22 protein-coding genes and 1 tRNA gene are annotated in these 21750 nt (G+C 67.1%); 9 read left to right on the forward strand and 14 right to left on the reverse strand.

All coding sequences use genetic code 11. The annotated features are described in order from the left end of the window. The first annotated feature begins 301 nt into the window (after positions 1-301). From MLE18_RS07380 to MLE18_RS07400, 5 genes are all read left to right on the forward strand, one after another. Complete coding sequence (locus MLE18_RS07380) at positions 302-772, forward strand: hypothetical protein (RefSeq protein WP_243438148.1); 471 nt, start codon at positions 302-304, stop codon at positions 770-772. 208 nt (positions 773-980) lie between these two features. Then, positions 981-1487: a nucleoside/nucleotide kinase family protein gene (locus MLE18_RS07385; protein ID WP_243438149.1), complete on the forward strand. Its 507-nt coding sequence runs from the start codon at positions 981-983 to the stop codon at positions 1485-1487. Next, positions 1487-1924, forward strand: a complete 438-nt coding sequence (locus MLE18_RS07390; protein ID WP_243438150.1) for a DciA family protein — start codon at positions 1487-1489, stop codon at positions 1922-1924. Before MLE18_RS07385 ends, MLE18_RS07390 begins: the two co-directional genes overlap by 1 nt. Positions 1925-1947: 23 nt before the next feature. Continuing rightward, positions 1948-2286, forward strand: a complete 339-nt coding sequence (locus MLE18_RS07395; protein ID WP_243438151.1) for a hypothetical protein — start codon at positions 1948-1950, stop codon at positions 2284-2286. 84 nt (positions 2287-2370) lie between these two features. After that, positions 2371-3228, forward strand: a complete 858-nt coding sequence (locus MLE18_RS07400) for a dienelactone hydrolase family protein (RefSeq protein ID WP_243438152.1) — start codon at positions 2371-2373, stop codon at positions 3226-3228. Positions 3229-3395: 167 nt separating this feature from the next. Here MLE18_RS07400 and MLE18_RS07405 read toward each other — a convergent pair whose 3' ends face one another. Genes MLE18_RS07405 through MLE18_RS07415 form a run of 3 tightly spaced genes read right to left on the reverse strand, consistent with a single transcriptional unit; the run spans position 3396 to position 5252 of the window. Then, a complete protein-coding gene (locus tag MLE18_RS07405; protein ID WP_243438153.1) occupies positions 3396-4082 on the reverse strand; it encodes a MotE family protein in 687 nt (228 codons plus the stop codon). After that, a complete protein-coding gene (fliJ, locus tag MLE18_RS07410; RefSeq protein WP_243438154.1) occupies positions 4075-4515 on the reverse strand; it encodes a flagellar export protein FliJ in 441 nt (146 codons plus the stop codon). The genes MLE18_RS07405 and fliJ overlap by 8 nt, the downstream gene beginning before the upstream one ends. A gap of 32 nt (positions 4516-4547) precedes the next feature. Beyond that, positions 4548-5252: a Crp/Fnr family transcriptional regulator gene (locus MLE18_RS07415; protein ID WP_243438155.1), complete on the reverse strand. Its 705-nt coding sequence runs from the start codon at positions 5250-5252 to the stop codon at positions 4548-4550. Positions 5253-5337: 85 nt separating this feature from the next. On the opposite strand from MLE18_RS07415, the gene MLE18_RS07420 reads away from it, so the two are divergent. Both MLE18_RS07420 and MLE18_RS07425 read left to right on the forward strand, forming a co-directional pair. Further along, on the forward strand, positions 5338-6678 hold the full coding sequence (locus tag MLE18_RS07420; protein WP_243438156.1) for a 4Fe-4S binding protein: 1341 nt from the start codon (positions 5338-5340) through the stop codon (positions 6676-6678). Positions 6679-6778: 100 nt separating this feature from the next. Continuing rightward, on the forward strand, positions 6779-7795 hold the full coding sequence (locus MLE18_RS07425) for a radical SAM/SPASM domain-containing protein (RefSeq protein ID WP_243438157.1): 1017 nt from the start codon (positions 6779-6781) through the stop codon (positions 7793-7795). 91 nt (positions 7796-7886) lie between these two features. Here the strand turns inward: MLE18_RS07425 and MLE18_RS07430 are convergent, their stop codons facing one another. The 7 genes from MLE18_RS07430 to MLE18_RS07460 form a co-directional block, all read right to left on the reverse strand. Then, positions 7887-9191 carry a glycosyltransferase family 4 protein gene (locus tag MLE18_RS07430; RefSeq protein ID WP_243438158.1) on the reverse strand — a complete coding sequence of 435 codons (1305 nt, stop codon included), beginning with the start codon at positions 9189-9191 and terminating at the stop codon, positions 7887-7889. Positions 9192-9194: 3 nt separating this feature from the next. Beyond that, positions 9195-10604: a B12-binding domain-containing radical SAM protein gene (locus MLE18_RS07435; protein ID WP_243438159.1), complete on the reverse strand. Its 1410-nt coding sequence runs from the start codon at positions 10602-10604 to the stop codon at positions 9195-9197. Then, positions 10601-11476 carry a class I SAM-dependent methyltransferase gene (locus MLE18_RS07440; RefSeq protein ID WP_243438160.1) on the reverse strand — a complete coding sequence of 292 codons (876 nt, stop codon included), beginning with the start codon at positions 11474-11476 and terminating at the stop codon, positions 10601-10603. The genes MLE18_RS07435 and MLE18_RS07440 overlap by 4 nt, the downstream gene beginning before the upstream one ends. Positions 11477-11509: 33 nt before the next feature. After that, on the reverse strand, positions 11510-12751 hold the full coding sequence (locus MLE18_RS07445; RefSeq protein WP_243438161.1) for a glycosyltransferase: 1242 nt from the start codon (positions 12749-12751) through the stop codon (positions 11510-11512). Positions 12752-12759: 8 nt separating this feature from the next. Next, positions 12760-14274: a hypothetical protein gene (locus tag MLE18_RS07450; protein WP_243438162.1), complete on the reverse strand. Its 1515-nt coding sequence runs from the start codon at positions 14272-14274 to the stop codon at positions 12760-12762. 98 nt (positions 14275-14372) lie between these two features. Further along, positions 14373-15629 (reverse strand): sensor histidine kinase, encoded by a 1257-nt coding sequence (locus MLE18_RS07455; protein ID WP_243438163.1) that lies wholly within the window; start codon positions 15627-15629, stop codon positions 14373-14375. 228 nt (positions 15630-15857) lie between these two features. Continuing rightward, a complete protein-coding gene (locus MLE18_RS07460) occupies positions 15858-16508 on the reverse strand; it encodes a TMEM175 family protein (protein ID WP_243438164.1) in 651 nt (216 codons plus the stop codon). Positions 16509-16830: 322 nt separating this feature from the next. Between MLE18_RS07460 and MLE18_RS07465 the strand changes: the two genes are divergently transcribed. Then, on the forward strand, positions 16831-16989 hold the full coding sequence (locus tag MLE18_RS07465) for a hypothetical protein (protein WP_243438165.1): 159 nt from the start codon (positions 16831-16833) through the stop codon (positions 16987-16989). Positions 16990-17223: 234 nt separating this feature from the next. Here MLE18_RS07465 and rbr read toward each other — a convergent pair whose 3' ends face one another. The 4 genes from rbr to MLE18_RS07485 form a co-directional block, all read right to left on the reverse strand. Continuing rightward, on the reverse strand, positions 17224-17799 hold the full coding sequence (rbr, locus tag MLE18_RS07470) for a rubrerythrin (protein ID WP_243438166.1): 576 nt from the start codon (positions 17797-17799) through the stop codon (positions 17224-17226). A gap of 67 nt (positions 17800-17866) precedes the next feature. Next, entirely contained in the window at positions 17867-19480 is a 1614-nt protein-coding gene (locus MLE18_RS07475) for a DNA repair protein RecN (protein WP_243438167.1), read from the reverse strand. A 50-nt stretch (positions 19481-19530) separates the two neighbouring features. After that, a complete protein-coding gene (locus tag MLE18_RS07480; protein ID WP_243438168.1) occupies positions 19531-20364 on the reverse strand; it encodes an ABC transporter permease in 834 nt (277 codons plus the stop codon). Beyond that, a complete protein-coding gene (locus MLE18_RS07485) occupies positions 20357-21352 on the reverse strand; it encodes an ABC transporter permease (protein WP_243438169.1) in 996 nt (331 codons plus the stop codon). The genes MLE18_RS07480 and MLE18_RS07485 overlap by 8 nt, the downstream gene beginning before the upstream one ends. 133 nt (positions 21353-21485) lie before the next feature. On the opposite strand from MLE18_RS07485, the gene MLE18_RS07490 reads away from it, so the two are divergent. After that, a tRNA-Ala gene (locus MLE18_RS07490) sits at positions 21486-21561 on the forward strand. Positions 21562-21750: the final 189 nt, after the last annotated feature.

Genomic DNA, 21750 nt, shown 5'->3' on the forward strand with positions numbered 1-21750 from the left:
AAGGGTGCCGGGCGCCCGCCCGCAAGTGGAACCGAGGGGCAGGTGACAGTTCTGCAGAGGCCAAAAGAGCACCTTCTTGACAGCAATGGTGCTGGAAGATAGAAGAGTGTATCAAGTAGTAATGTTGTTGCAATTTGCCTTGGCTGGTTCTGGTGCGAGCATCATGATGTTTCGCACTGTTCCGCACGAGGCATGCTCCAACGCCCAGAGGCAGCAACGCCGTCTGAAGCAGCAGTTGCATTGACAATGACAAGTTTCCTGTTTCACCCAGGCAGATACAGCCCATGAAGGATGCCGGAATATGGTAAAACAAGTCGTCTTCTCCCTGCTGCTGGCCACGTGCGTTGTGTCATGCTCGCCAACTCCGCAGGAGCAATTCTTCAAGTCGGAGCTTCATACGCGAAATGATCTGTTTAGATCCTACGGTTCGCTTCTCGGGGTCGTGGATACGCTGTTCTCCAAGATCGTGCCCGGGGGTGTCGACCAGAAATCGGGCTCGCCAGAGAGGCAGTTCAGCTTCACCGTCAATGATTTCATTCGCAGCTTGAAGGCCTACGGGCCCAGTTCGAAGTGGGAAAAGAAAGAGAACAGCTGGATACTCCATGCCGAAGCCAAGGATGCGCTGACCGGGAAAGTGTATACGTCTCATGCCCAGTTCGATGTGGACCCCTCCAGCGGCAAGGTGACGCTCACGCGCTATATCGGCATCGACGGGGTGGAGAGTGAGGATATGGATAAGTTGCTGATATCGATTTTATATTCTCCGCAATAAAGAAAGGCTCCCCTCTCCCGGCCTCTTGTTGAGCGGGCCGGGCCGTATCGGGCGCTTTGAAACGTGCTCCATCGATATGACGGCTTGCGTTGACCCGGCCGAAAGCTCGCGTCGCGGCCGCCAAGTCCGTTGACCTGAGTGCCGAGGATTCGATTGCGTCCCCGCGCCCTCCCTTTGACATCCTGCCCAAACGCGTTACGTAGCCCCCATGACGATCAAACTCCCCAAGAACCCCATGAAGCTCCGCGTACAGGTGCTCGAAGAGGAAAAGTCCATGACCTTCGGGCCCGGCGAGGAGACCTCCATCGGCGGGGCCTCCGGCAACCTGTTCTTCATCGGCATGGCGGGGGCGGGCAGGCGCGAACTGGCCCGCCTGGCCGCCGAACAGCTGGGCCTGTCCTACGTCGAGGCCCCGGACCCCCAGGCCCTGGCCCAAGCGGCGGCGGGGTCCGGCCTGAGCGTGGCCGTAACCGGTGAGGCCCTGGCTGGCCCGGAGCAGGTCCAGGCCATGCGCGCGAGCGGCAAGGTGTTCTTCGTCATGCGCGACATGGCTCACCTGGCCCGCGACCTGGGCGACCCGGCCCGCATCGAGGAGTTGGCCGCCGAGACCGCGCGCCTGGAGCCCATGCTCATGGAGGCGGCGCACTTCATCGTCCCCGTGGACGCCACGGCCGAGGAGCGCATCGAGGACGTGGTCTGGAAGGCGAGGCTCTGATGCAGCCGCTGGGGTCGTTGATCGTTGGCTTCGCCAGCCGCAGCGACGCCGTGCTTGGCTTCAGGCTGGCCATGCTCTGGCCGCGCTGGCGCGAGGTGCTGGGGGACGTGGCCCCCTTCGCCCACCCCATGGGCCACCGGCGCGGCACGCTGCTGGTGGGCGTGGACGACCCCATCGCCATGCAGGAGAGCCACTACGAGGCCCCGGACATCCTGCTTGCGGTCAACAAGTTTCTGGGCCAACAAGTCTTTGACAGGGTGCAGTTCGATTTGCTACAGGGCAAGACCCCTCTGGACGCCGCGAGCGGCGAGGCGCCGACCTTCTGGCGGCCGCCCGCCCCCCGCATCGCCAACCTGGGGAACCTGCGACTGGACCCGGACACTGCCGTGGGGCGCTCGTATGCGGCCTACGTCCGCCAGTATGGCCCCGGCAGGTGACTATAACTCTTTGGAGGCGGAAAATGGCCGACGAAATCACTCTGGACCTGAAGAAACCCCTGGACAAGATGACCGCCAAGGAACTGCGCGACCTGGTCATCAACCAGATCCCCAGCATCACCGGCGCCTCTGGCATGGATAAGGACACCCTCGTCAAAGAGATCAAGTCCGTGCTTGGCATCAGCGAGGAAGAGGGCGGCGCGTCCCCCTACAAGGCCCAGATCCTGTCCATGAAGGCCCAGATGCGCGAAATGCGCACCAAGAAGGCCGCCGAGGGCGCCTCCCGCAAGGAGAAGGACATCCTGCGCCGCAAGATCAACGGCCTCAAGAAGCGCACCCGCCACATGGCCCGCACCGCCTAGCATTGGCAGACGACGCACTTCGCGCCCGGCCGGACAAACTCCGGCCGGGCTTTTTGCGTTGGGGCAAGCAAAAGGGAGAGGCCCATGCTTCGAGTGATCGTTTTGTTGTGCGTCTTGGCCGTTGCGCCCGTCTGGAGCGCCCACGGCGGGGAGGGCTCCGGCCTCGGCGGCCAGGCGGTGGATTTCGCCTCAGCAGGCCAGGATCATCAGCAGGTCAGGGGCTACCTTTCCCTGCCTCCCGGCGAGGGCCCGTTCCCGGCGGTTGTGCTGCTGCACGGCTGTAGCGGGACGGGAAAATATCTCGGCTTGTGGAAGGATTATTTCCTGCGCGCGGGCTACGCCTGCCTGGTCGTGGACAGCTTCAGGCCGCGCGGTTTCACGGAAATCTGCACCGATTTCAAGCGGGTTACCGATGCAATGCGCGTGGCGGACGCCTATGGCGCGCTGGAATACCTTGCGGCGCATCCCAGGCTGAGAGGCGGCTCCGTGCTGGTCGCCGGTTTCAGCCACGGGGCGGGCATCGCGCTGGACGCGGTCTCCACGGTCGGGCTGTCCGGGCGCGCCCCCGGTTCGCCCGCCTTCACGGCCGCCGTGAGCATCTTTCCCGCGTGCGACCAGAAGAAGCGCATGGAGGCCAAATACCGCGCCCCGGCGCTCATCCTGATCGGAGAAGCGGACGACTGGACCCCGGCGCGTTTCTGCCGGGAGCTTGTGGACGCGCGCACCGCCGGGGAAGCGCCCGTGGCCCTGAAGGTCTATCCTGGGGCGCACCACGGGTTCACCACGCCATATCTGCCCCACACCTACCGGCCGGACGTGCTGAACAAGCACAGCCCGACGGGGAAGGGAGCCACCCTGGCGGGGAGCCCGGAGGCCACGGCGGACGCCCAGGAGCGGATTCTGGAGTTTCTTGTCGGCCTGGCGGCCGCGAAGGCCCCTTGAGGGGGAGCTCTTGAAGCGCGGCGCGGCCGAGGCCGGGCGCAACGGTTGGCCCGTATGGGCCCGACACGGCTTCGGGCGCGGCGTCCATCCCAGTGCCTGTGCGGCCACGCAAAAGCCCCCGCCGGGATGTCCCGGCGGGGGCTGTTGCGTCATGATCGGTCCCTGAGCTAGGGCCTTTCGGGCAGGTCCTTGCCGGCCTGGAACTTGGTCAGGTCCTCGGAGAGCTTTGCGGCCTTCTTGGCGGCGACGAAGGTCAGGATCTCCCCGGCCTGGCGCCCCTTCATGCCCGACAGAATCTTGACGGCCACGCCCTCGTCCAGGGTCTCCAGCACCGAGGCGGCCTGCTTGGGCTTCATGTTGGTGTACATGTCGATGAGGTGGCGCATCTTCTCGTCCTTGACGGACTTGGCCTCGTCCAGCAGGCCCTTGAGCGAGCTTTCCAGCTCCTTGAGCGAGGCCAGCCGGGCGTTGAGGTCGGCCTCCAGGGTCTTGAGGGCCTGCTCCTGGCGGTCCAGGGCTTCGGCGCGCTGCCTGAGCACCTGCACGGAGAGCACGGACTCGGGCTGCTGGGCCGGGGGGATGGCCTTCTTGTCAGGAGCGGCAGGGGCGGCTGCGGCCGCCTGGGCGTGGGCCGGGGCATCATCCAGGATGGAGGCGCGGACCACGGGGGCCGGGCCCGACATCTGGCCCGATATTTGGCCTTGAGCCTGGGCCACGTTCTGTACCGCGGCGGGGGGCGTGGCCGTGACGGCGGCGACGGGCACCGGCGCGGGCGCGCCGCGCAGGCCCATGGTCAGCAGCAGGCCCAGCTTGGCGGCCGCGAGCACGGCCACTGCCAGGGCGATTCTAGACAACCGGAGGCTGGTAACGAAGCGTTGCCATCTCGTCGAAGCCTGCCTGCTCTTTTCTGTTCTCTTCCGCAACATGTCTGGCCGCCTGGGTTTCCTTGAGTTTTTCGAGGAGCTTGCGATCCTTGGCGCGGGCCGCCAGCTCTTCGCGCCTGTCATGCACGTCCTGGGCCAACTCGATGCGCCGCTGTCTGCCCAGGGCCAGGTCCTGCTCCAGGCGCTGGATATAGGAGCGCAGCAGCCAGAGCTCCGCCGCGGTGAGCGCGCTGGAAGCGAGCTTGTCGCGCTGGATGTCCAGGTCGCCCTCCAGCATCTCCAGGAAACGGTCGTGATCCCGCAAGGCCTGCTGGGCCTTTGACAGGGCGATCTTGGCCTGGTCCTCCAGCTGGGAGCGGTATTCCAGGACCTTGTCCAGGTTGAAGCGGAAGGGTCTGGGCATGATGCCAAGACTCCAAGCAAGGACCGGGCCAGCTACTTGAGCTTGAGGTCCCCTTCGGAGAGGGCTTCCAGCCGCTCGCGGTCCAGGATGGTGATGGTGCGGTTGTCCATGGAGATCCAGCCCGAATCCTCCAGGCGGGCCAGCGCGCGGGAGAGGGCCTCGCGCGTGGCCCCCAGCAGCGCGGCCAGGTGGCCCTTGCTCATGTCCAGCACGAAGGTGTCGGACTGCTTCTCGTCGGCCTGGAGAAGCAGGTAGGCGGCCAGGCGCGCGGGAACCTCGCGCAGGGTGAGCTGGCCGATCATGGAGGCCATCTGCCGCAGCCGCTGGGAGAGCGCGGCCAGCATGGCCATGGAGAGCCCGGCGTCGCGCTCCATGAGGCGCATGAGCACGGCCTTCTCGGTGTAGAGCACCGTGCTCGGCTGCACGGCCATGGCGTTGGCCGGGAAGACCCCGCCCTGGAACATGGGCACCTCGGCGAAAGGCTCGCCCGGGCCAAGCATGTGCAGAATCTGCTCCTTGCCTTCCGGCGAGGCCTTGAAGATCTTCACCTGGCCTTGCAGCAGGATGTAGAGGCCCTTGGCCTCCACGCCTTCGAGGAAGATCACCTGCCCCTTGTCCGCCTTGATCACGGCGGAGTTCTGTTCGATGGTCTCAAGCTGGGCCGGGCTCAGGTTGGAGAACAGGGGCACCATGCTGAGAAGCGCGCCGGTGGAGGAGGTCTGTTTTTTCATGGGCATGGAATGACCCGGATTGTGACGCAAATCAATGCCCCGGTGGGCATCCGTGCTAGAAAACGGGTGAACGCCTTCTGCGGAGCGACACATGAACCGATTCAAGAACGCGGGCCTGGTTGCCCTGGTCGTGCTGGGCGCGCTGATCCCGGCGGCGCACCTCAACCGGTGGCACGGCATCTGGGAGGCACTGGCCTGGCTGGCACCGGCGGCGTGCCTGATCTTCACCCGGCGCGAATTCCCGCGCCGGGCCAATCAGGCGCTGGCCCTGGCCGGGTCGCTCATCACCGTGGACACCATGCTGCACTTCGTGCGCCTGCGGCAGGCCACGGGCGAGCCCTGGCTGCGCCTGGCGGTCATCCTTTCGGTTGCGGCCCTGGTCACGGCGCTGGCGGCCTGGGCCCTGGAGCAACCCCTGTTCGCCCGCAACAGCCGGGCAAAGGCAGATGCGTCCGGCCCCCGCGAGTTCCCCGTGGCCGGGTTCGCGGCCTGGGCCGTGGCCCTGGCCCTGCTGGCCGTGGTGCAGCTCAAGGTGCGCCCGCCCATGCTGCTGGCGGAGCGTTTCGCGCACGGGGCTGGCTGGCTGGAGATCTCGCTGCTGGCGCTCTATGCGGGGTTTACGGCCGAGGCCCTGTGCGACCCGCTGCGGGCCTCGAAGGCGCGCAGGCGGGCCTGGGGGCTGTTCTCCCTGGCGTTCTTCGGGCAGCTGGCCCTGGGCCTGGCCGGATTCAAGGATTTCCTGATGACCGGCGCGCTGCACCTGCCCGTGCCCGCGCTCATCGTGGCCGGGCCGCTGTTCAGGGGCGAGGGGCTGTTCATGCTGTGCCTGTTCTCGGCCACGGTGCTGCTGGTGGGGCCGGCCTGGTGCAGCCACCTTTGCTATATCGGGGCCTGGGATTCGGCCATGAGCCAGGCCCGCAAGCGGCCTTCGGCGGCCCCGGCCTGGCTGCGCCGGGGGCGCATCCTGCTGGCGGCGGCGGTGTTCGGCGTGGCCTGGGCGCTGGGCCGCATGGGGGTTACGTCCATGACGGCGGTCTGGCTGGCTGGCGGGTTCGGGCTGGCGGGCGTGGGGATCATGGCCTTCGCCTCCCGGCGGACGGGCGTGATGGCCCACTGCTCGGGCTGGTGCCCCATGGGCCTGCTGGCCGGGCTGGCCGGGAAGTTGTCCCCCTGGCGGCTGCGCATCGGGAGCGGCTGCAAAGGCTGCGGGGTGTGCTCCCTGGCCTGCCGCTACGACGCCCTGCGCCCCGAGGACCTGGGCCGCAAGCGCCCGGGCGTCTCCTGCTCGCTCTGCCGGGACTGCCTCGGCGCATGCCCCAAATCCGAGATGGAGTTGACCTTCCTGGGGCGCTCCGGGCCGTGGGTCTGGGCGACGTTCAGCGCCGTTGTGGCGGCGCTGCACGCGGTGTTCCTGGGGGTGGCCCGGATTTAAGGGCTGGCGGCCGGGGCGCTCGGTTGCAAGGCCGGGGGAAACCTCGTACGAAGCCTCAGCGCGGCACACCCCGCCAGTGCCCATAGCCCACGGGAGCAGCATGAAGCCCATGTTCGAGAGCCTGATCCTGGAGTTGACCAACGCCTGCAACTTCAGATGCCCCTTCTGTCCGAGCGAATCCATCACCCGGCCCAAGGGCTTCATGTCCATGGACGTGTTCCGGCGCATCGTCCGGGAGGGGGTCGAAGGCGGCTTCTTCGACACGATCCAGCTCGGGCTCATGGGCGAACCCTTCATGCACAAGGGGCTGTTCGAGATGGCGGCCCACGCCTCCGAGGCGGGGCTTACGGTGCGCTGCTTCACCAACGGCAGTCTGCTCTCCGCGAAGAACATCGACAGGTGGGCCGAATCCCGGATCGACGAGCTCTACATCAGCTACAGGGGGATCGACCCCGAGGCCTTCTCCTCGCTGTCGTCCATGAACCACGAGGCCTACGTGGCGGGCATCCGCGAGCTGCTCACCCGCGCGGCGTCCTGCCCCGAGCGCAAGGTCATCCTCAAGTGCTTCAAGCCGAGCCTGGTGGACTCCCTGGTCCAGACCGGGGCCATGGCCAAGGACATGAAGGCCGCCCAAAGCGCGGACTACGTGAACCGCCTGCTGGAGAGCATCGGCCTGGAGGCGCGGGTGAAGCACAGCGCGGCGGCCTTCCACGACACGGTGCGGCTGAGCCCCAGCCTCTCCGTGCGCCTGGAGAGCATCGCCCGCTGGAACGACATCCCGGACACATCCAAGGGCGGGCGGTTCCACCACGGGCTTGTGGGGGCCTGCGACGGCATGCGCGGGCATATCGGCGTTCTCTGGAACGGCGACGTGACCACCTGCTGCAAGGATTACGACGGCCGGAACGTGATGGGCAACGTGTGCGCCCAGCCCCTGGGGGACATCCTGTCCGGCCCCGAGGCCACGCGGTTCAGGAAGCTCATGCGCTGGTGCGTGCTGCCCACGCCCTACTGCAGAGTCTGCAGGGGCGGGGAGACGCTGAAGGATTCGCTGGTGAACCAGCTGGGGAGCATCGCCTACTTCAGGACGCCCTTCTTCGGCTGGAAGGGGCGCTAGCCCCGCCCCGCCGGGAACAACCGGGCGGCCTCGGGCTCATTCCGGCTGGCTCACTGCGGCCGCCCCAAACCGGAAGGCGGAGCCGCGCCGGTCAGGGCCTCCTGGCCCCCACCGCCAGATCAAGGATGTCCTGGGTGTAGCAGGCGACCTCTTTCTTCATGATCGTCCGCCAGTCGTACTCGCGCTCCACCAGCTCGCGCCCGGCCGCGCCCATGCGCCTGCCCAGCTCGCGGTCCTCGATGAGGCGCAGGAAGGCCGCCGCGTAGGCCGCCACGTCCTCCGAGGGGCAGACCAGCCCGTTCTCGCCGTCCTTCACGATGCGCCCGATGGCCTTGAGCTTCGTGACCACCACGGGCAGCCCGCAGGCCCAGTACTCGAAGAGCTTGAAGGAGAGGTAGTTGTCGTGGTTGAGCGTGGCCCGCAGGGTCATGGCGCCCACGTCGCAGGCGTTGACGTAGGCCGGGACCTCGTTGTGGGGGATCCAGCCGGGGCTGACGATGTGCCCGGCAAGCCCCAGGCTCTCGATCATGGGCTTGATCACCCCGTCGAAGTAGGGGCCGCCCCCGCCCAGGATGAGCAGGCGTGTGTCCGGCCGGACCTTGACCACCTCGGCCAGCACGTTCAGGAGCACGTCCACGCCGTCGTCGTGCTTGATGTCGCCGTGGAAGATGATCAGCGGGGTCTCGTCGGAGATGCCCAGCTTGCGGCGCACGGCGGCCCCGTCCAGGCCCGGGCGGAAGGTCTGGGCGTCGGTGCCGTCGGGCACCACCACCACCTTCTCGGGCGGCAGGCCCTTGTGGGCGATGAGGTGCTCGCGCATCACGTCGGAGACCACGAACACGTTGCGCGCCCGGCCCAGCACCAGGTTTTCCAGCCAGACCAGGGGCTTGGCCAGCATGGGCATGTCCGTGCGGGCGATGTCGGAATAGAAGTCCGTGAAGTCGAGGAACACGGGCCGCCGGATGAGCCAGCCCGCCACCACGGCGGCCATGCCCGCCAGGGGGTTCCAGGCGTGCACGGCGCAGAAGCCGCGCGCCCCGGAGCGGCGGTACCAGACCTCCAGCACCACGATGGAGATGATGGAGGCCAGGAAGTGCCACAGCCGCACCGGCAGCCTGAAGGCCCCGTAGAGCGACTTGCCGAAGCCGGGGTACTGGTTCATCCAGATCCACTCGGTGAAGTAGGAGGCCCTGGAGCCCAGGTCCCGGCTGGGGGCGATCATGTTCACCAGGGCCTTCTTCTGGGCCAGGATCTCACGGGCCAGCCAGTACATGCGCAGGTTGGCGCGCGACACCGGCGGGATGGTGGTCTCCACGATGATCGCCACCTTGGGGTGGCTCTCCAGGTCGAACCCGTCGGGCACGTTGCGGGCGGCTGTCTTGCGGAATGAGGTCATGGTTTACTCTGTGAGGCTCACGGTGGAGTGGCCCTTGCGGATCATGCTGATGAACTCGCGGATGTCCTCAAGCAGGTACTTGGGGTTGAGCAGATCGCGCTTGAGGCGCGCCAGGATGTATTCCGGGCGCAGGTAGTACTTGAGGTAGCCCTGCTTCTTGAGCTCCAGCACCCGCTCCTTCGTGATCCCGTCGGGGTAGTACTTGGGCCAGACGGAGAAGAAGTCCTCGCCGTACTCGAAGTTGATGTAGCGGTCGATGAAGTCGGGCGGGATCTTGCCCTCGTCCAGGGCGATCTTCCACAGCCGCGAGCCCGGCATGGGCACGGCCAGCTTGAAGCCCACCTGGGTCAGGCACTTGACGCCCATGCTCTTGAGCTTGGCCGGGAAGAAGCAGGTCTGGGCCAGCTCCTCCTCGGTCTCGGTGGGGTGGCCCAGCACGAAGGATGCCTCCACCTCGAAGGGGTGGCGGTCGAGTATCTTGAAGGATTCGAAGATCTGCTTGTCGCTGATGCGCTTGCCCACGATCTCCTTGCGCACGCGCTCGCTGCCGGTCTCCACGCCCACGAAGAAGTCCCTGCACCCGGCCTTCCACATCAGGTCCAGCACGTCGGGGTTGATCTGGTCCAGCCGGATGCCCCCGGCGGTCCAGCGCACGGGCTTGCCCCACCGGATGAGCCCCTCGCAGAACTCGATCACGTTCCTTTCCCGCAGGGTGAAGCTCTCGTCCAGGAAGCCGTAGCGCCCGCCGAAGACGTCGTAGCCGCGCTTCATCTCCTCCAGCAGGTTCTCCGCCGAGCGGAAGCGCACCTTGCGCGACATGGGCGAGCGCGAGCAGAACACGCAGTTGAACGGGCAGCCCCGGGTGCCGAGCAGGGGGTAGTACTTGAGCCCGACCTGCTTGTAGTTGTCCAGCGGGGTGAGGTCGTAGGCCGGGAAGGGCATGTCGTCCAGGCTGGCGGTCATGGTGCCGGTGAAGGTGCCGCGCACCTTCTCGCCGCCGACCACCCGCTGGGCGATCTCCGTGAAGGTGATGTCCCCGTCGCCGATGACCCCGATGTCGATCTGGGGGTAGCGCTCCAGGAAGGTGGCGTCGTTGCTGATGTGGAAGCCGCCCAGGGCGATGGTCAGGTCCTGGCCGAAGCGCTCGCGCAGCCCCCTGACGATCCGCATGGTGTTGTGGATCTGCGGGGAGTTGGAGGAGAAGCCCACCAGGGGGATGTTCTCCCGGGCCACGATGTCGCCGATCAGCTCCGTGGTCAGGGGCTCGATGCCCAGGTCCACGATCTTGGGGCGCAGCCCTTTGAGGCGCAGGGAGGCCGCGAGGTAGTTGAGCCCGATGGGCGGGTAGAACTGGATGCCCCGGGCCACCCGCCCGTAGGTGAAGGATGAGTTGATCAGCAGGACGTCGGTCATCGGGGTTCCTTTTTGCGGGCCACGGCCACCAGGTTGCCGCCGCCCAGCGGCCCCTGCAGCTTGAGCCCGCCCACGACCAGGGCCATGAGGTGGGTCCAGGGCGAGGTGTAGTGCACGCCGCGCACGAAGCGGTGCGGGTCGCCCATGCCCTCGATGCGGATGGAGAGCGGCGCGAAGCCGGAGCCTTCGAGCGCGCGGGTCATGGACTTGGCCTCGAAGTAGCAGAGGTGCTCCAGCATGTAGTGCACCGCGAAATCCTTGCGGCCCAGCAGGTTGGAGAGGGTGTTCTGCAGGTTGGACTGCCGGGGCACCTCGCAGTAGAGCACGCCCCCGGGCTTGAGCAGGCCCCACACGCGGCTCAGGGCCTCCATGGGCTCGAAGAAGTGCTCCAGCACGTGGTTGAGGTGCACCAGGTCGAAGGACGCGTCCGGGAAGGGGCACTCCTCCGGGAACACGCCGTAGGCCAGCTCGGCCGCCGGCACGGTGCCCTTCAGCACCTCCACGGTCTGCTCGGCGAACTCCTGGCCGCAGGCGCTCCAGCCGCGCTCCAGGGCCGCCTCCAGGAACTGCCCGCGCCCGCAGCCCACCTCCAGCACGCGGCCCGGCCCGCCCGTGAGGGGCTCCAGGGCGGCCAGGCGGTGGGCGAACATGGCCTTGCGCTCGGCGAACTGGGCCGGGAAGTACTGGCCGTCGTAATATTCCTGCGAGGCGTAGAGCGCGCTCAGGGCCTCCAGCGTGGGCATGGGGCTCTGGTACTTGAGCCCGCAGCTTGCGCAGCGCACAAGGCGCACGCGGGAGTCCTGGTGGTACTGCGTGGCGCGGTCGCAGCGGCAGACGGGGCAGACGGAGACGGGCGGGGAGGCGTGGTTCATTTGGGCGAGCCTAGCGTTTGACCGCGAAGGGGGTCAAGCGGGTCCTGGGCCGTAGCCCATGGCGGCCAGGGTCCGGCCGTAGATGTTGTCCCAGAGGTTCTCGCGCGACGCGGCCACCACATTGGCCCGCACCGCGAAGTAGGCCGCCGGGTCAGAGAGCAGTTCGACCACCGCGCCTGTCAGGGCCTCGGGGGAATACTCGATGACGCGGCCCAGGTTCTTCTCGCGCACCTCCCGGTGGGAGGGCGGCACCTCGGTGGTTATTATGGGCAGGCCGCAGCCGATGGCCTCGCGGATCTTGATCACGTCCCCGAAGCGCTTCACGCTGTTCTCCAGCGGGGCGTAGGGCGCCAGGGCCAGCCCCGCGCCCAGCTGGGCGTCCAGGATGCGCCTGCGGTCCGTGACGTAGCCGTGCCAGGTCACCGCGCCGCCAACGCCCAGGGCCTCGGCCCGGGCCTTGAGGCGGGGAAGGTCCGGCCCGTCGCCCAGCACGTCCAGGCGAATCTCCGGCAGGGCCGCGCGGATGGCGGGCATGGCCTCCACGATGACATCCAGCCCGTTCTCGGGGCCGATGCCTCCACAGAACACCAGACGGTTCAAGTCCACCGCGCTGTCGGGGGGGATCGCCACCCCGTCGGGGATGAAGCCGAAGGGCACCCAGTGCTGCTGGCCGAATTTTGAGTCGTCGAAGTGCAGGATGTCGCGCCGGGCGTCAGCGATGGCGTAAGTGTAGTTCCAGATGTGGCTGCTCAGGCGGCAGGCGGCCTTGTCCATCTCCAGGTAGACGCGGTTGAGCGCCTTGTTGGAGAACTTCCAAGGCGACCAGTCCGAGATGTAGTAGACCGACTCGTCCACGAGCCTGAGTTTGCGCAGCATCCCGCCCAGGATGGCCAGCAGGGACTCCACGCCGATGAACAGGTCGTAGCGGCGGTTGAAAGCTTGTGCCGCCCAGAGGCAGGCCAGCAGGTCGCGGACCTTGAGGCGCATGTAGGTGCGCGGCCCGGCCTCGCCCTCGGCCACGAGGAAGGGCCGGGTGGCCAGCGGCCCCCAGGTTTTGAAGGCCGTGCGCCGTCCGTTCTCGAACAGGCTCAGCTGCGGGCGGCAGACCATGCCCTTGCGCGGCAGGGACAGCTCCAGCAGCGCGAGCGTGCGGCAGCGCCTGGAGAAATAGTCCATCATGGGCCAGGCCGGGCTGTTGTGGCGGATGGCCTCGCCGGACTCGTCCAGGATGTCGGAGCAGGTGGCGATCAGCGCGGAGTCGAGTCGCTTGGGCATGGCTGTCCTTACGCGTCCGCCTTCTCGAAGAGGATCAGGTTGTCCTGCCGGAAAGTGATCTCGTAGCCGGGCAGGTCCAGCTCCTCGGGCTTGACGAAGTTTGTGCTCACCAGGAAGGCGTTGAGCTGGTACTTCTCCGCGATTTCCGTCAGCGGCTTGGTGATGAGCGGGAACCAGTCCACCAACTCCCACACGCCCACCGAGTTGTCGGAGAGCAGCACCTGGCCGTTCTCCAGGAAGTAGGTCACGGCGTCGGCCAGCCCGTGGGGCAGGCAGGCCAGGCGCACCGGGCGCGGGCGCGAGTTGAGGTGGGCGATGAGCGCGCGCAGGGCCGGTGTGATGGACTTGTCCGGGTTCTTCACCACCAGCTTGAGCTGGAAGAAGAGCACCAGGGCCAGGCAGCCAAGGCCCAGGATGCAGGGCACGGAGCGCACCACGCCCCAGACCTCGGGGTTGTGCTGGAACTTGAGGATCATGGTTCCGGCCACGGCGGCGGCGGCCGAGGTGCCGAACTCCAGGTAGCGCTGGCCCTCGCCCAAAAAGCGCAGGAGCGGCAGGTTGAACAGGATGCCCAGGAAGAAGAGCGTCACGCTCCAGAGCACGAAGGTCTTCATCCAGGGGTCCACACCCCCCGTTGTCCCGGCCATGGGCAGCACGCTGAACACGGCGCAGAAGCTGTAGAGTATCCAGGGGTTCACGGCCAGGAAGGGCGCGACGGGTATCTTCCAGATCAGGTATTCGATGCGGCGAACGAAGTCCGTGTGCTTGCGCTCGGCCGTGGGGTTGCCGCGCACCTGGTGGGCCAGCCGGTTGTGGATGTTGTACATCCAGAAGCAGATCATGAGCATGTGCCCGCGCAGGTAGCGCAGGTAGAGCCCCTTGGTGCAGAACACCGCCGCCAGCGCGCCCAGGGCGAACACCAGCAGGTGGTGAACGTCGCCGGTCACCATGCTCATCCAGAACAGGGTGAAGAAGAAGACCTGCATGGCCATGCGGTGCGTCATGGAGAGCAGCACCACGCCCGCCACGCCCACCAGCATGGTCCACCAGGCGGGGTGCAGCACGTAGCTCTGCACCATGAGCATGGACCAGGTGAAGATCAGGCCGCCCAGGGTGCGCAGGCTCAGGTTGGAGGCCTCCAGGGGCACCACCGGGGTGAGCAGATAGGCCATCTGGGCGTAGTGCCCGCCCGCGGCCTGCCCCGAGGCGGCCAGGCCCATGAAGTAGACCGTCAGGCTGGTCAGGATGTCGAACGCCGGGGAGATCAGGCCCTGGTTGCGGTCCAGCCAGTCCTTGGGCAGCAGCGAGCAGAGCCAGGGCAACAGCGGCGGGTTGTCCACGGAGCCGGGCACGATGTACTTGTGCGGCAGGCTCTCGGGGAGCTTCCTGTTATCCCTGATGTATTGGGCCAGCAGGGTGAAGCGCCAGGTGTCGATGCCGAAATAGCGGTTGATGAGCCGGGGCCAGACCTGGAGGGCGAAACCCGCCAGGCTGATTCCCAGCGCGATGAGAATGTCTTGCATGGGGTCTCCGCAGAGGGGGAAGTGAAAACAGGCAAGGGCTTACGGCCGAAGAGGGGCGAAGTCAATGCGGGCGCGGGCGGGCCGTGGCTCCCGGCTGGTCAGCAGTGGTCCGGGTGCTGTTCGAACCCGGCGGAGCCCCCCCTGCTCAGGGGCAGGCGGATGATGAAGCGGGCGCCGTTGCCGGGGGACGAATCCACCTCGATGCTGCCCTTGTGGTTGTTGGTCACGATGAAATAGGAGACCGAGAGCCCGAGCCCCGTGCCGCTGCCGACGGGCTTGGTGGTGAAGAAGGGCTCGAAGATCTTGCGCCGGGTGGGCTCGTCCATGCCGGGGCCGTTGTCCTGCACTTCGATGCGCACGGCGTCGCCGTCGAGCAGCGTGCGCAGCACGATGGCGGGCTGCGGCGTTCCCCGCAGGGCGTAGGCCGCATTGCCCAGCAGGTTCATGATCACCTGCTGTATCTGCGTCCTGGAGCAGGGCACCTGGGGCAGCCCGCTCTCGAACCGGCGCTCCAGGCGGATGTTCCTGAAGTCGTACTTGTTGTTGAGGTCGTAGTCGGTGGAGTAGAGCTCCACGGTCTTTTCCAGCAGGTCGTTGATATCGGCGGGGGCGTTGGTCGATTCGCTCCTGCGGCTGAACTCCAGCATGTTCCTGACCACCTGGGCCACGCGCACGCTGGACTCCCGGATGCTGTTCAGGCCTGTGAGGATGCCCCTGCGCTCCATGTAGCCGGTCACGGAATCCAGGGTGCAGCCGGACTCCCGCGCGGCCATCGCGTTCGGCCCGTTGGGCTCGCCCAGGCGGCGCATGATGACCTGGATGCTCTGCAGGATGCCGCTCAAGGGGTTGTTGATCTCGTGGGCCATGCCCGCGGCCAGGCCGCCAACGGACATCATCTTCTCCGTCTGGACCATGAGCTCCTGCATGCGGGTGCGTTCGGTGATGTCGTTGATGGAGCCGTAGAGGCGCAGCTGGTGGACGTGCTCGCCCTGCTCGCAGAGGTACGTCTCGCGGACGTGGCGCACGCCGCCGTCCTTGTGGATCAGCCGGAACTCGATCTCGCCCGCGTCGCCCGCCTTCAGGCGCATCAGGTGCGCGCCGACGCGCTCCTGGTCCTCCTGGTGGACGAAAGTCAGCCAACAGCCGGTGGTGAGTATTTCGAGTGAGTTGTACCCGGTGACCTTCTCGTAGGCCCCGCCCAGCCAGGTGACGCGGAAGGGTTCGAGCCCCTCGCGCTCGCAGGCGTGGGTGAAGTCGCAGGACACGGCCGCGAGCTTGCGGCGCAGCCTTTCGCTGCTGCGCAACTCCAGCAACTCGGCCAGAAGCTGTTCCCTGGTCTTCCCGGAATCCGGCATGAAAGCCCCGCAACCGCGGGCGAAAAACCCCGCGCACGACTCAGACCTGATAAACAGAAGCCAGGCTTTCGGCCGGATGGCCGTCCGCTCTCCGTGCCACACCAGGATGCCCGATATCCGGGGGCCTCACCCGCGCCGTGTCAGGCGGGATGTCCAATTCGCATTACGCGATGTCCTGAATTGAAGACGTGACAACTTCTCACACTTTACGGGCCGAGCGCAAGCCTGTCAGCCATCCGAAGTGATCCCCCCGCGCTGTTTCCTTCCCACCAGGACCCGCTCGATGCGCTGGTCCGGCACGAGCCAGATCAGGGCCACCAGCACGTAGATGGCGTCGGCGATCCACTGGGCCAGGAACGCCGAGGGGATTGCCAAAAGGTAGAGCACCGGGGAGAGTTTGCCCTTGAGGTCGCGCCCCACAGCCGCCTTGAGCAGGGAGTCCGGCCCCTGGGCGTTCATGATGGTGCGCTGCAGCATCCAGTAGGCGATGGCGGCCATGAGCAGCACCACGCCGTAGAGCGCGGTGGGCGCGGGCGCGAAGTGGTTCTCGCCCATCCAGCCCGTGACGAAGGGGATCAGCGAGAGCCAGAACAGCAGGTGCTGGTTGGCCCAGAGCATCCCGCCGCTCACCCGCTGCACCGTGTGGAGCATGTGGTGGTGGTTGTTCCAGTAGATGCCGACGTAGACGAAGCTCAAGACGTAGCACAAAAACGTGGGGATGAGCGGGAGCAGGGCGGCGAACGTGTCTCCGCGCGGGACCTTCAGCTCCAGGACCATGATGGTGATGATGATGGCGATGACGCCGTCGCTGAAGGCTTCCAGCCTGTTCTTGCCCATGTGCCCCTCGGTGCGCCCGCAGCGCTCTTCACGATCCTCCATCAATAGGCGAATCCGGGGGCCGCGACAACATTCCGGCTGTCCGGGCGGGCCGGAATTCCCGAAGGATTGCGCGCAAACCTGGCGCGGGGCGTGAACTTCACTTGATACTCGTCGAGCCTTCCTTCATAACCAAGGAGGCAACGTGGCGCATTCCCCGCGACTCAATCCATTTCTTCGTTCTCCGATCAAGAATGAGCCGGACACGCGGGCTGCCTCCCGATGCGTCCGCGATGCAGCTGGACTCGGTATTCGCCCTGTTGCCCGCGTCGGGGGGTCGCCCCTGGCGAGTGTGTTTCCTCCACTCTTTAACACAAGGTTGACCGTGGCTAAAAAACCTAACTATTCATTTGAGAAGCGCGCCAGAGAGGCTGCGAAGAATAAGAAGAAGGAAGAGAAGCTCCAGCGCAAGCGGGAGAAGAGCGCCTCAGGCGCGGAGGGCGACCAGGAAGAGCCCTCGCAGGAGCCGGCTCCGGCGGAATAAGCCCCGGACCGGTTTGGTCCTCGCGCCGAGACGGCCAATGGTGTGCAGATTCATCGGCCGGACAGGGACCCGAGCCGGGCGCGGAGCGCCTCGCCGAACGGCGCGGCTGCCCGCTCGGCCGCGGTCCAGATGGCTTCCGCTCACCCCGCGCATCTTCAGACGCCAGGGAGCCCCCGCACAGCCGGGGCGCCCTGGCGCTTTTCCGTCACGTCCGCCGGGCAAGGCCCCGGGCGGCTAGAAGTTCCACTCGCAGACCTGGAAGTAGGCCTGGGGATGCATGCAGGCGGGGCAGCTCACCGGGGCGGCGTCTCCCTTGTGGTTGTAGCCGCAGTTGCGGCACTTCCAGGTGGTCTCGCAGGTCTTCTTGAACACGGTGCCGTTCTCCACGTCGGCGGCCAGGGCCTTGTAGCGCTTCTCGTGGAACTCCTCCACGGTGCTGATGGCCTCGAAGACCAGGGCCACGGCCTCGAAACCCTCCTCGCGGGCCACGGCTGCGGCGGCCGGGTAGAGCACGGTGTGCTCCTCGTGCTCGCCGGCGGCGGCGTGCTTGAGGTTCTCAAGCGTGGTGCCGATGCGCCCTGCGGGGTAGGTGGCGGTGATCTCCACGTCGCCGCCCTCCAAGAACTTGAAGAAGCGCTTGGCGTGCTCCTTCTCCTGCTCGGCGGTCTCGGTGAAGATGGCCGCGATCTGCTCGTAGCCCTCCTTCTTGGCCACGCCGGCGAAGAAGGTGTAGCGGTTGCGGGCCTGGGACTCCCCGGCGAAGGAGGCCAGGAGGTTCTTCTCGGTCTTGGTTCCTTTGAGCGATTTCATGGGGATCTCCGGAGGTTGGGGTATCGGCCGCGCGACGGCGGGGCGAGGCCTGGAAATGTGCGCCGCCTCAGCCCAGCGGCAGGAGGAGCTTCTCGGCCAGGGCGTGCCCCTGTTCGCCGCCGCCCGCCATGCGGCTGAGCTCCTCGCGCAGGGCCTTGCCCTCCAGGGCGGTGACGGTGGTCTCGGTCTGGCCGTCGGCCACGTGCTTGGCCACCATGAAGTGCCGCCCTGCTAGCGCCGCCAGCTGCGGCCAGTGGGTGATGAGCAGCATCTGGCGGTGGCGGGCCAGCTCCTTGAGGCGCTCGCCCACGCGGTTCAGCGTCACGCCGCCGATGCCCGCGTCCACTTCGTCGAAGATCAGCGCGGCCTGGTCGTTCTCGGAGCGCAGGCTGGTGACGGCCAGCAGGAAGCGCGAGAGCTCGCCGCCTGAGGCGATGCGGTCCAGCGGCTGTGGCGGCTGGCCCGGGTTGGGCGCGAAGAGCAGTTTGGCGGAGAGCTCGCTGAGCGCCGGCATGTCGCCCTCGGCCGGGTAAAGCTCGGTGGGGGTCAGCTCGAAGAGCACGCGCACATGCTCGGAAAACCCAAGGCTGCGCAGCTCCCCCTCGATACGCGCGCAGAGCCGCCCCGCGGCCTCGGTGCGGGCCGCGTCCAGGGCGGAGAGCACCTGGGCGGCTTGGGCGCGCAGCTCGCGGGCGCGGCGCTCCAGGCGCTTGAAATCCAGCCCGGCGCTGTCCAGGAAGTTCAGGTTCTCCTCGATCTCGCGGGCCAGGTCCAGGATGGCGGGCATGTCCAGCTTGAGCTTGCGTTTGAGCTGGGCCAGCTCCCACAGGCGGGACTCCACGGCCTCGGGGTCCTCCTCCAGGCCGGGCACGCCGGAGCGCAGCCGCTCGGCCAGATCGGAGAGGGCCACCCGGGCCTCGCGCACGGCCGCCTGATCGGCCTCGAAATCCCCGCCGGTCTGGGCGAGCACGCCAAGCTCGCGCTCCAGGCGCCCGAGCCCCGCGGGCAGGCCCTGGTCGCCGTAGAGCATGTCCAGGGCGGCCTCCACGGCGTCCTTGGCGCGCCGGGCGTGGCGCAGGGCCTGCTGGCGGGCCAGCAGCTCCTCCTCCTCGCCGGGGCGGGGGGCCACCTTGTCGATCTCGGCGCGCTTGAGCTCCAGAATCTCGCGGCGGTCCTCCAGGTGGGCCAGGCGCTCGTGCAGGGCCTTGGCCTCGCGGGCCACGTCGGCCAGTTCGCGCAGCAGCGCGGTGCGGCTCCCTGCCAGGGAGTGGTCGGGCAGGAAGTGGTCCAGCAGCTTGGCCTGGAAGGCGGGGGCCAAGAGCTTCTGCTGTCCGTGCTGGCTGGCGTGCAGCAGCAGGCGGGGCTTGAGCTCGCGGGCGGTCTCCTGGGTGGCCAGCTGGTCGTTGACGTAGAATCTGGCGCGCCCCGTCTCGGCGGAGAGCTCGCGGCGCAGCATGAGCTCCTCGCCGTCCAGCACGAACACCGCCTCCACCTGGGCCTTCTGCGCGCCGTGGCGCACCATGTCGGCGCTCAGGCGCTCCCCGGTGAGGAATTCCAGGGCCTTGAGGATGAAGGTCTTGCCCGCGCCGGTCTCGCCGGTGAGCACGTTGAGCCCCGGGCCGAACTCCAGTTCCACGTCGGCTATCAGGGCCAGGTTTTTGATGCGCAGAAGATCGATCACTGCTTGGGGCCTCCGTCGGGCCGGTAGGTGAGCATGCCCGGCGGTCCCTCTTACTGCTTGAGCCTGGGGTCGAGCAAGTCCCGCAGGGATTCGCCCAGCAGGTTGTAGCCCAGCACCGTGAACAGGATGGCCAGCCCCGGGAACACCGAGAGCCAGGGCGCGATCTCCAGCACCTCCTTGCCTTCCAGGAGCATGTTGCCCCAGGAGGGCATGGGCGGCTGCACCCCGAGCCCCAGGAAGGATAGCGAGGACTCGGTCAGGATGGCCCCGGCGATGCCCAGGGTGGCCGAGACCAGCACCGGCCCGGCCGCGTTGGGCAGGATGTGGCGCAGCAGGATGCGCGCGCTGCCCGCCCCGGCCAGCCGCGAGGCCAGCACGAAGTCGCGTCGGGCCAGGGAGAGGGTCTCGGCGCGCACCAGGCGGGCTACGCCCATCCAGGAGGTCAGGCCGATGATGATCATGATGTTGCCCAGGGAGGGCTCCAGGAAGGCGATGACCGTGAGGATCAGGAAGAAGGAGGGGAAGCAGAGCATCACGTCCACCCCGCGCATGATGACCTCGTCCGCCAGGCCCCCGAAGTAGCCCGCCACCAGCCCGAAGAACAGTCCCAAGGCCACGGCCAGCCCCACCGCGAGAAAGCCCACCCACAGCGAGACGCGCCCGCCGTGCAGCATGCGCGAGAGCACGTCGCGCCCCAGGGCGTCGGTGCCCAGGAGGTGTGCGGCGCTGGGCGGCTGGAGCAGGGCGTCCACGTTGAGGGCCGTGGGGTCGAACGGGGCGATCCAGGGGGCCAGCACCGCCGCCAGGGACATGCCGCCCACCAGCAGGAAGCCCGCCAGGAACATGGGGTGGCGCAGGGCGCTCTGCCAGAATCCGTCAGTCATTTCGGGCCCCGGAGCGGATGCGCGGGTCGGCCAGGGAGTAGCCCACGTCCGCCAGCATGTTGCCCGCCAGGGTGAGCACCGCGCCCAGCACCAGGTTGGCCATGATCAGCGGATAATCGCGGGACATGACCGCCTGGTAGAAGAGCTGGCCCAGGCCCGGCAGCGAGAATATCTGCTCGATGATCACCGAGCCGCCGATCAGGCCCGGCACCGAGAGGCCCAGGAGCGTGATCACCGGCAGCAGGGCGTTGCGCAGGGCGTGGCGGTAGATCACCAGGCGCTCGGGCAGGCCCTTGGCCCGGGCGGTGAGGATGTAGTCCTGCCGCAAGGCCTCCAGCATGGAGGAGCGCATGTAGCGGCTCATGCCCGCCAGGCCGCCGAACACGTAGATGAACATGGGGATGGCCAGGTGGGAGCAGATGTCGGCCGCGCGGCCCCACCAGTCCATGCGGGCGTGGTCCAGCGAGGTGATGCCGGAGATGGGCAGCACCGGCCAGACGATGCCCAGGAGCAGCATCAGCAGCAGGGCCAGCCAGAATCCGGGCACGGCAAAGCCCAGGAACACGAACACCGTGGAGGCCCTGTCGAAGAAGCCGTTCTGCCGGGCCGCGGCCGTGACCCCTATGGGGATGGCCAGGGCCAGCGTCAGGACCAGGGCGGCCATGTTCATGCCGAAGGTCAGGGGCAGGCGCTCCTTGATCTTGTCCCACACGGGGCGGCGGTCGCCGGTGAGGGCGTTGCCGAAGTCCAGGCTGCCCAGGCGCTTCAGCCACAGGCCGTACTGCACGTGCACGGGCTGGTCCAGGCCGTAGAGCTTCTCCAGCCGGGCGATGGCCTCGGGCGTGATGAGCGGGTTCATGTCGGTCTGGAGGTCGGTGGGCTTGCCAGGGGCCAGATGGATGACGAAAAAGCTCACCAGGGTGATCCCGAGGAACACCACAGCCAGCCAGATGGACTTGAGGATGAGACGTTTCAGCAGAACAAGCACGTTGGGGCCTCCGGACGCGCAGACAATAGCAGGGCGGACGCCGGGGAGGGAAGGGGTGGAAAAAATTTTTCCGGGTTTGGATTTTTCCTGTTGACGACCGGCCGAGTTTCGGTCAAAAGCAGTTCTCCCGTGTGGGGCTGTAGCTCAGTTGGGAGAGCGCTTGAATGGCATTCAAGAGGTCGTCGGTTCGATTCCGTCCAGCTCCACCACACATTTCCCAATGAATGAGGCCGGTTAGGTAACCCTAGCCGGCCTTCTTCTTTTCCCAAATTCAAGCGGTGTCACCCATGATGTCACCCACCCCCCCGGGTGACATGGAAATCCCAGCGCGTTAGGCCTGGAACTGATTTCCTGGCACCGTGCGCTTGAACGTAATCCCACCGAAAATGCGTTTCCAC

It is taken from the genome of Fundidesulfovibrio soli, from assembly GCF_022808695.1.
Taxonomy (GTDB): domain Bacteria; phylum Desulfobacterota; class Desulfovibrionia; order Desulfovibrionales; family Desulfovibrionaceae; genus Fundidesulfovibrio; species Fundidesulfovibrio soli.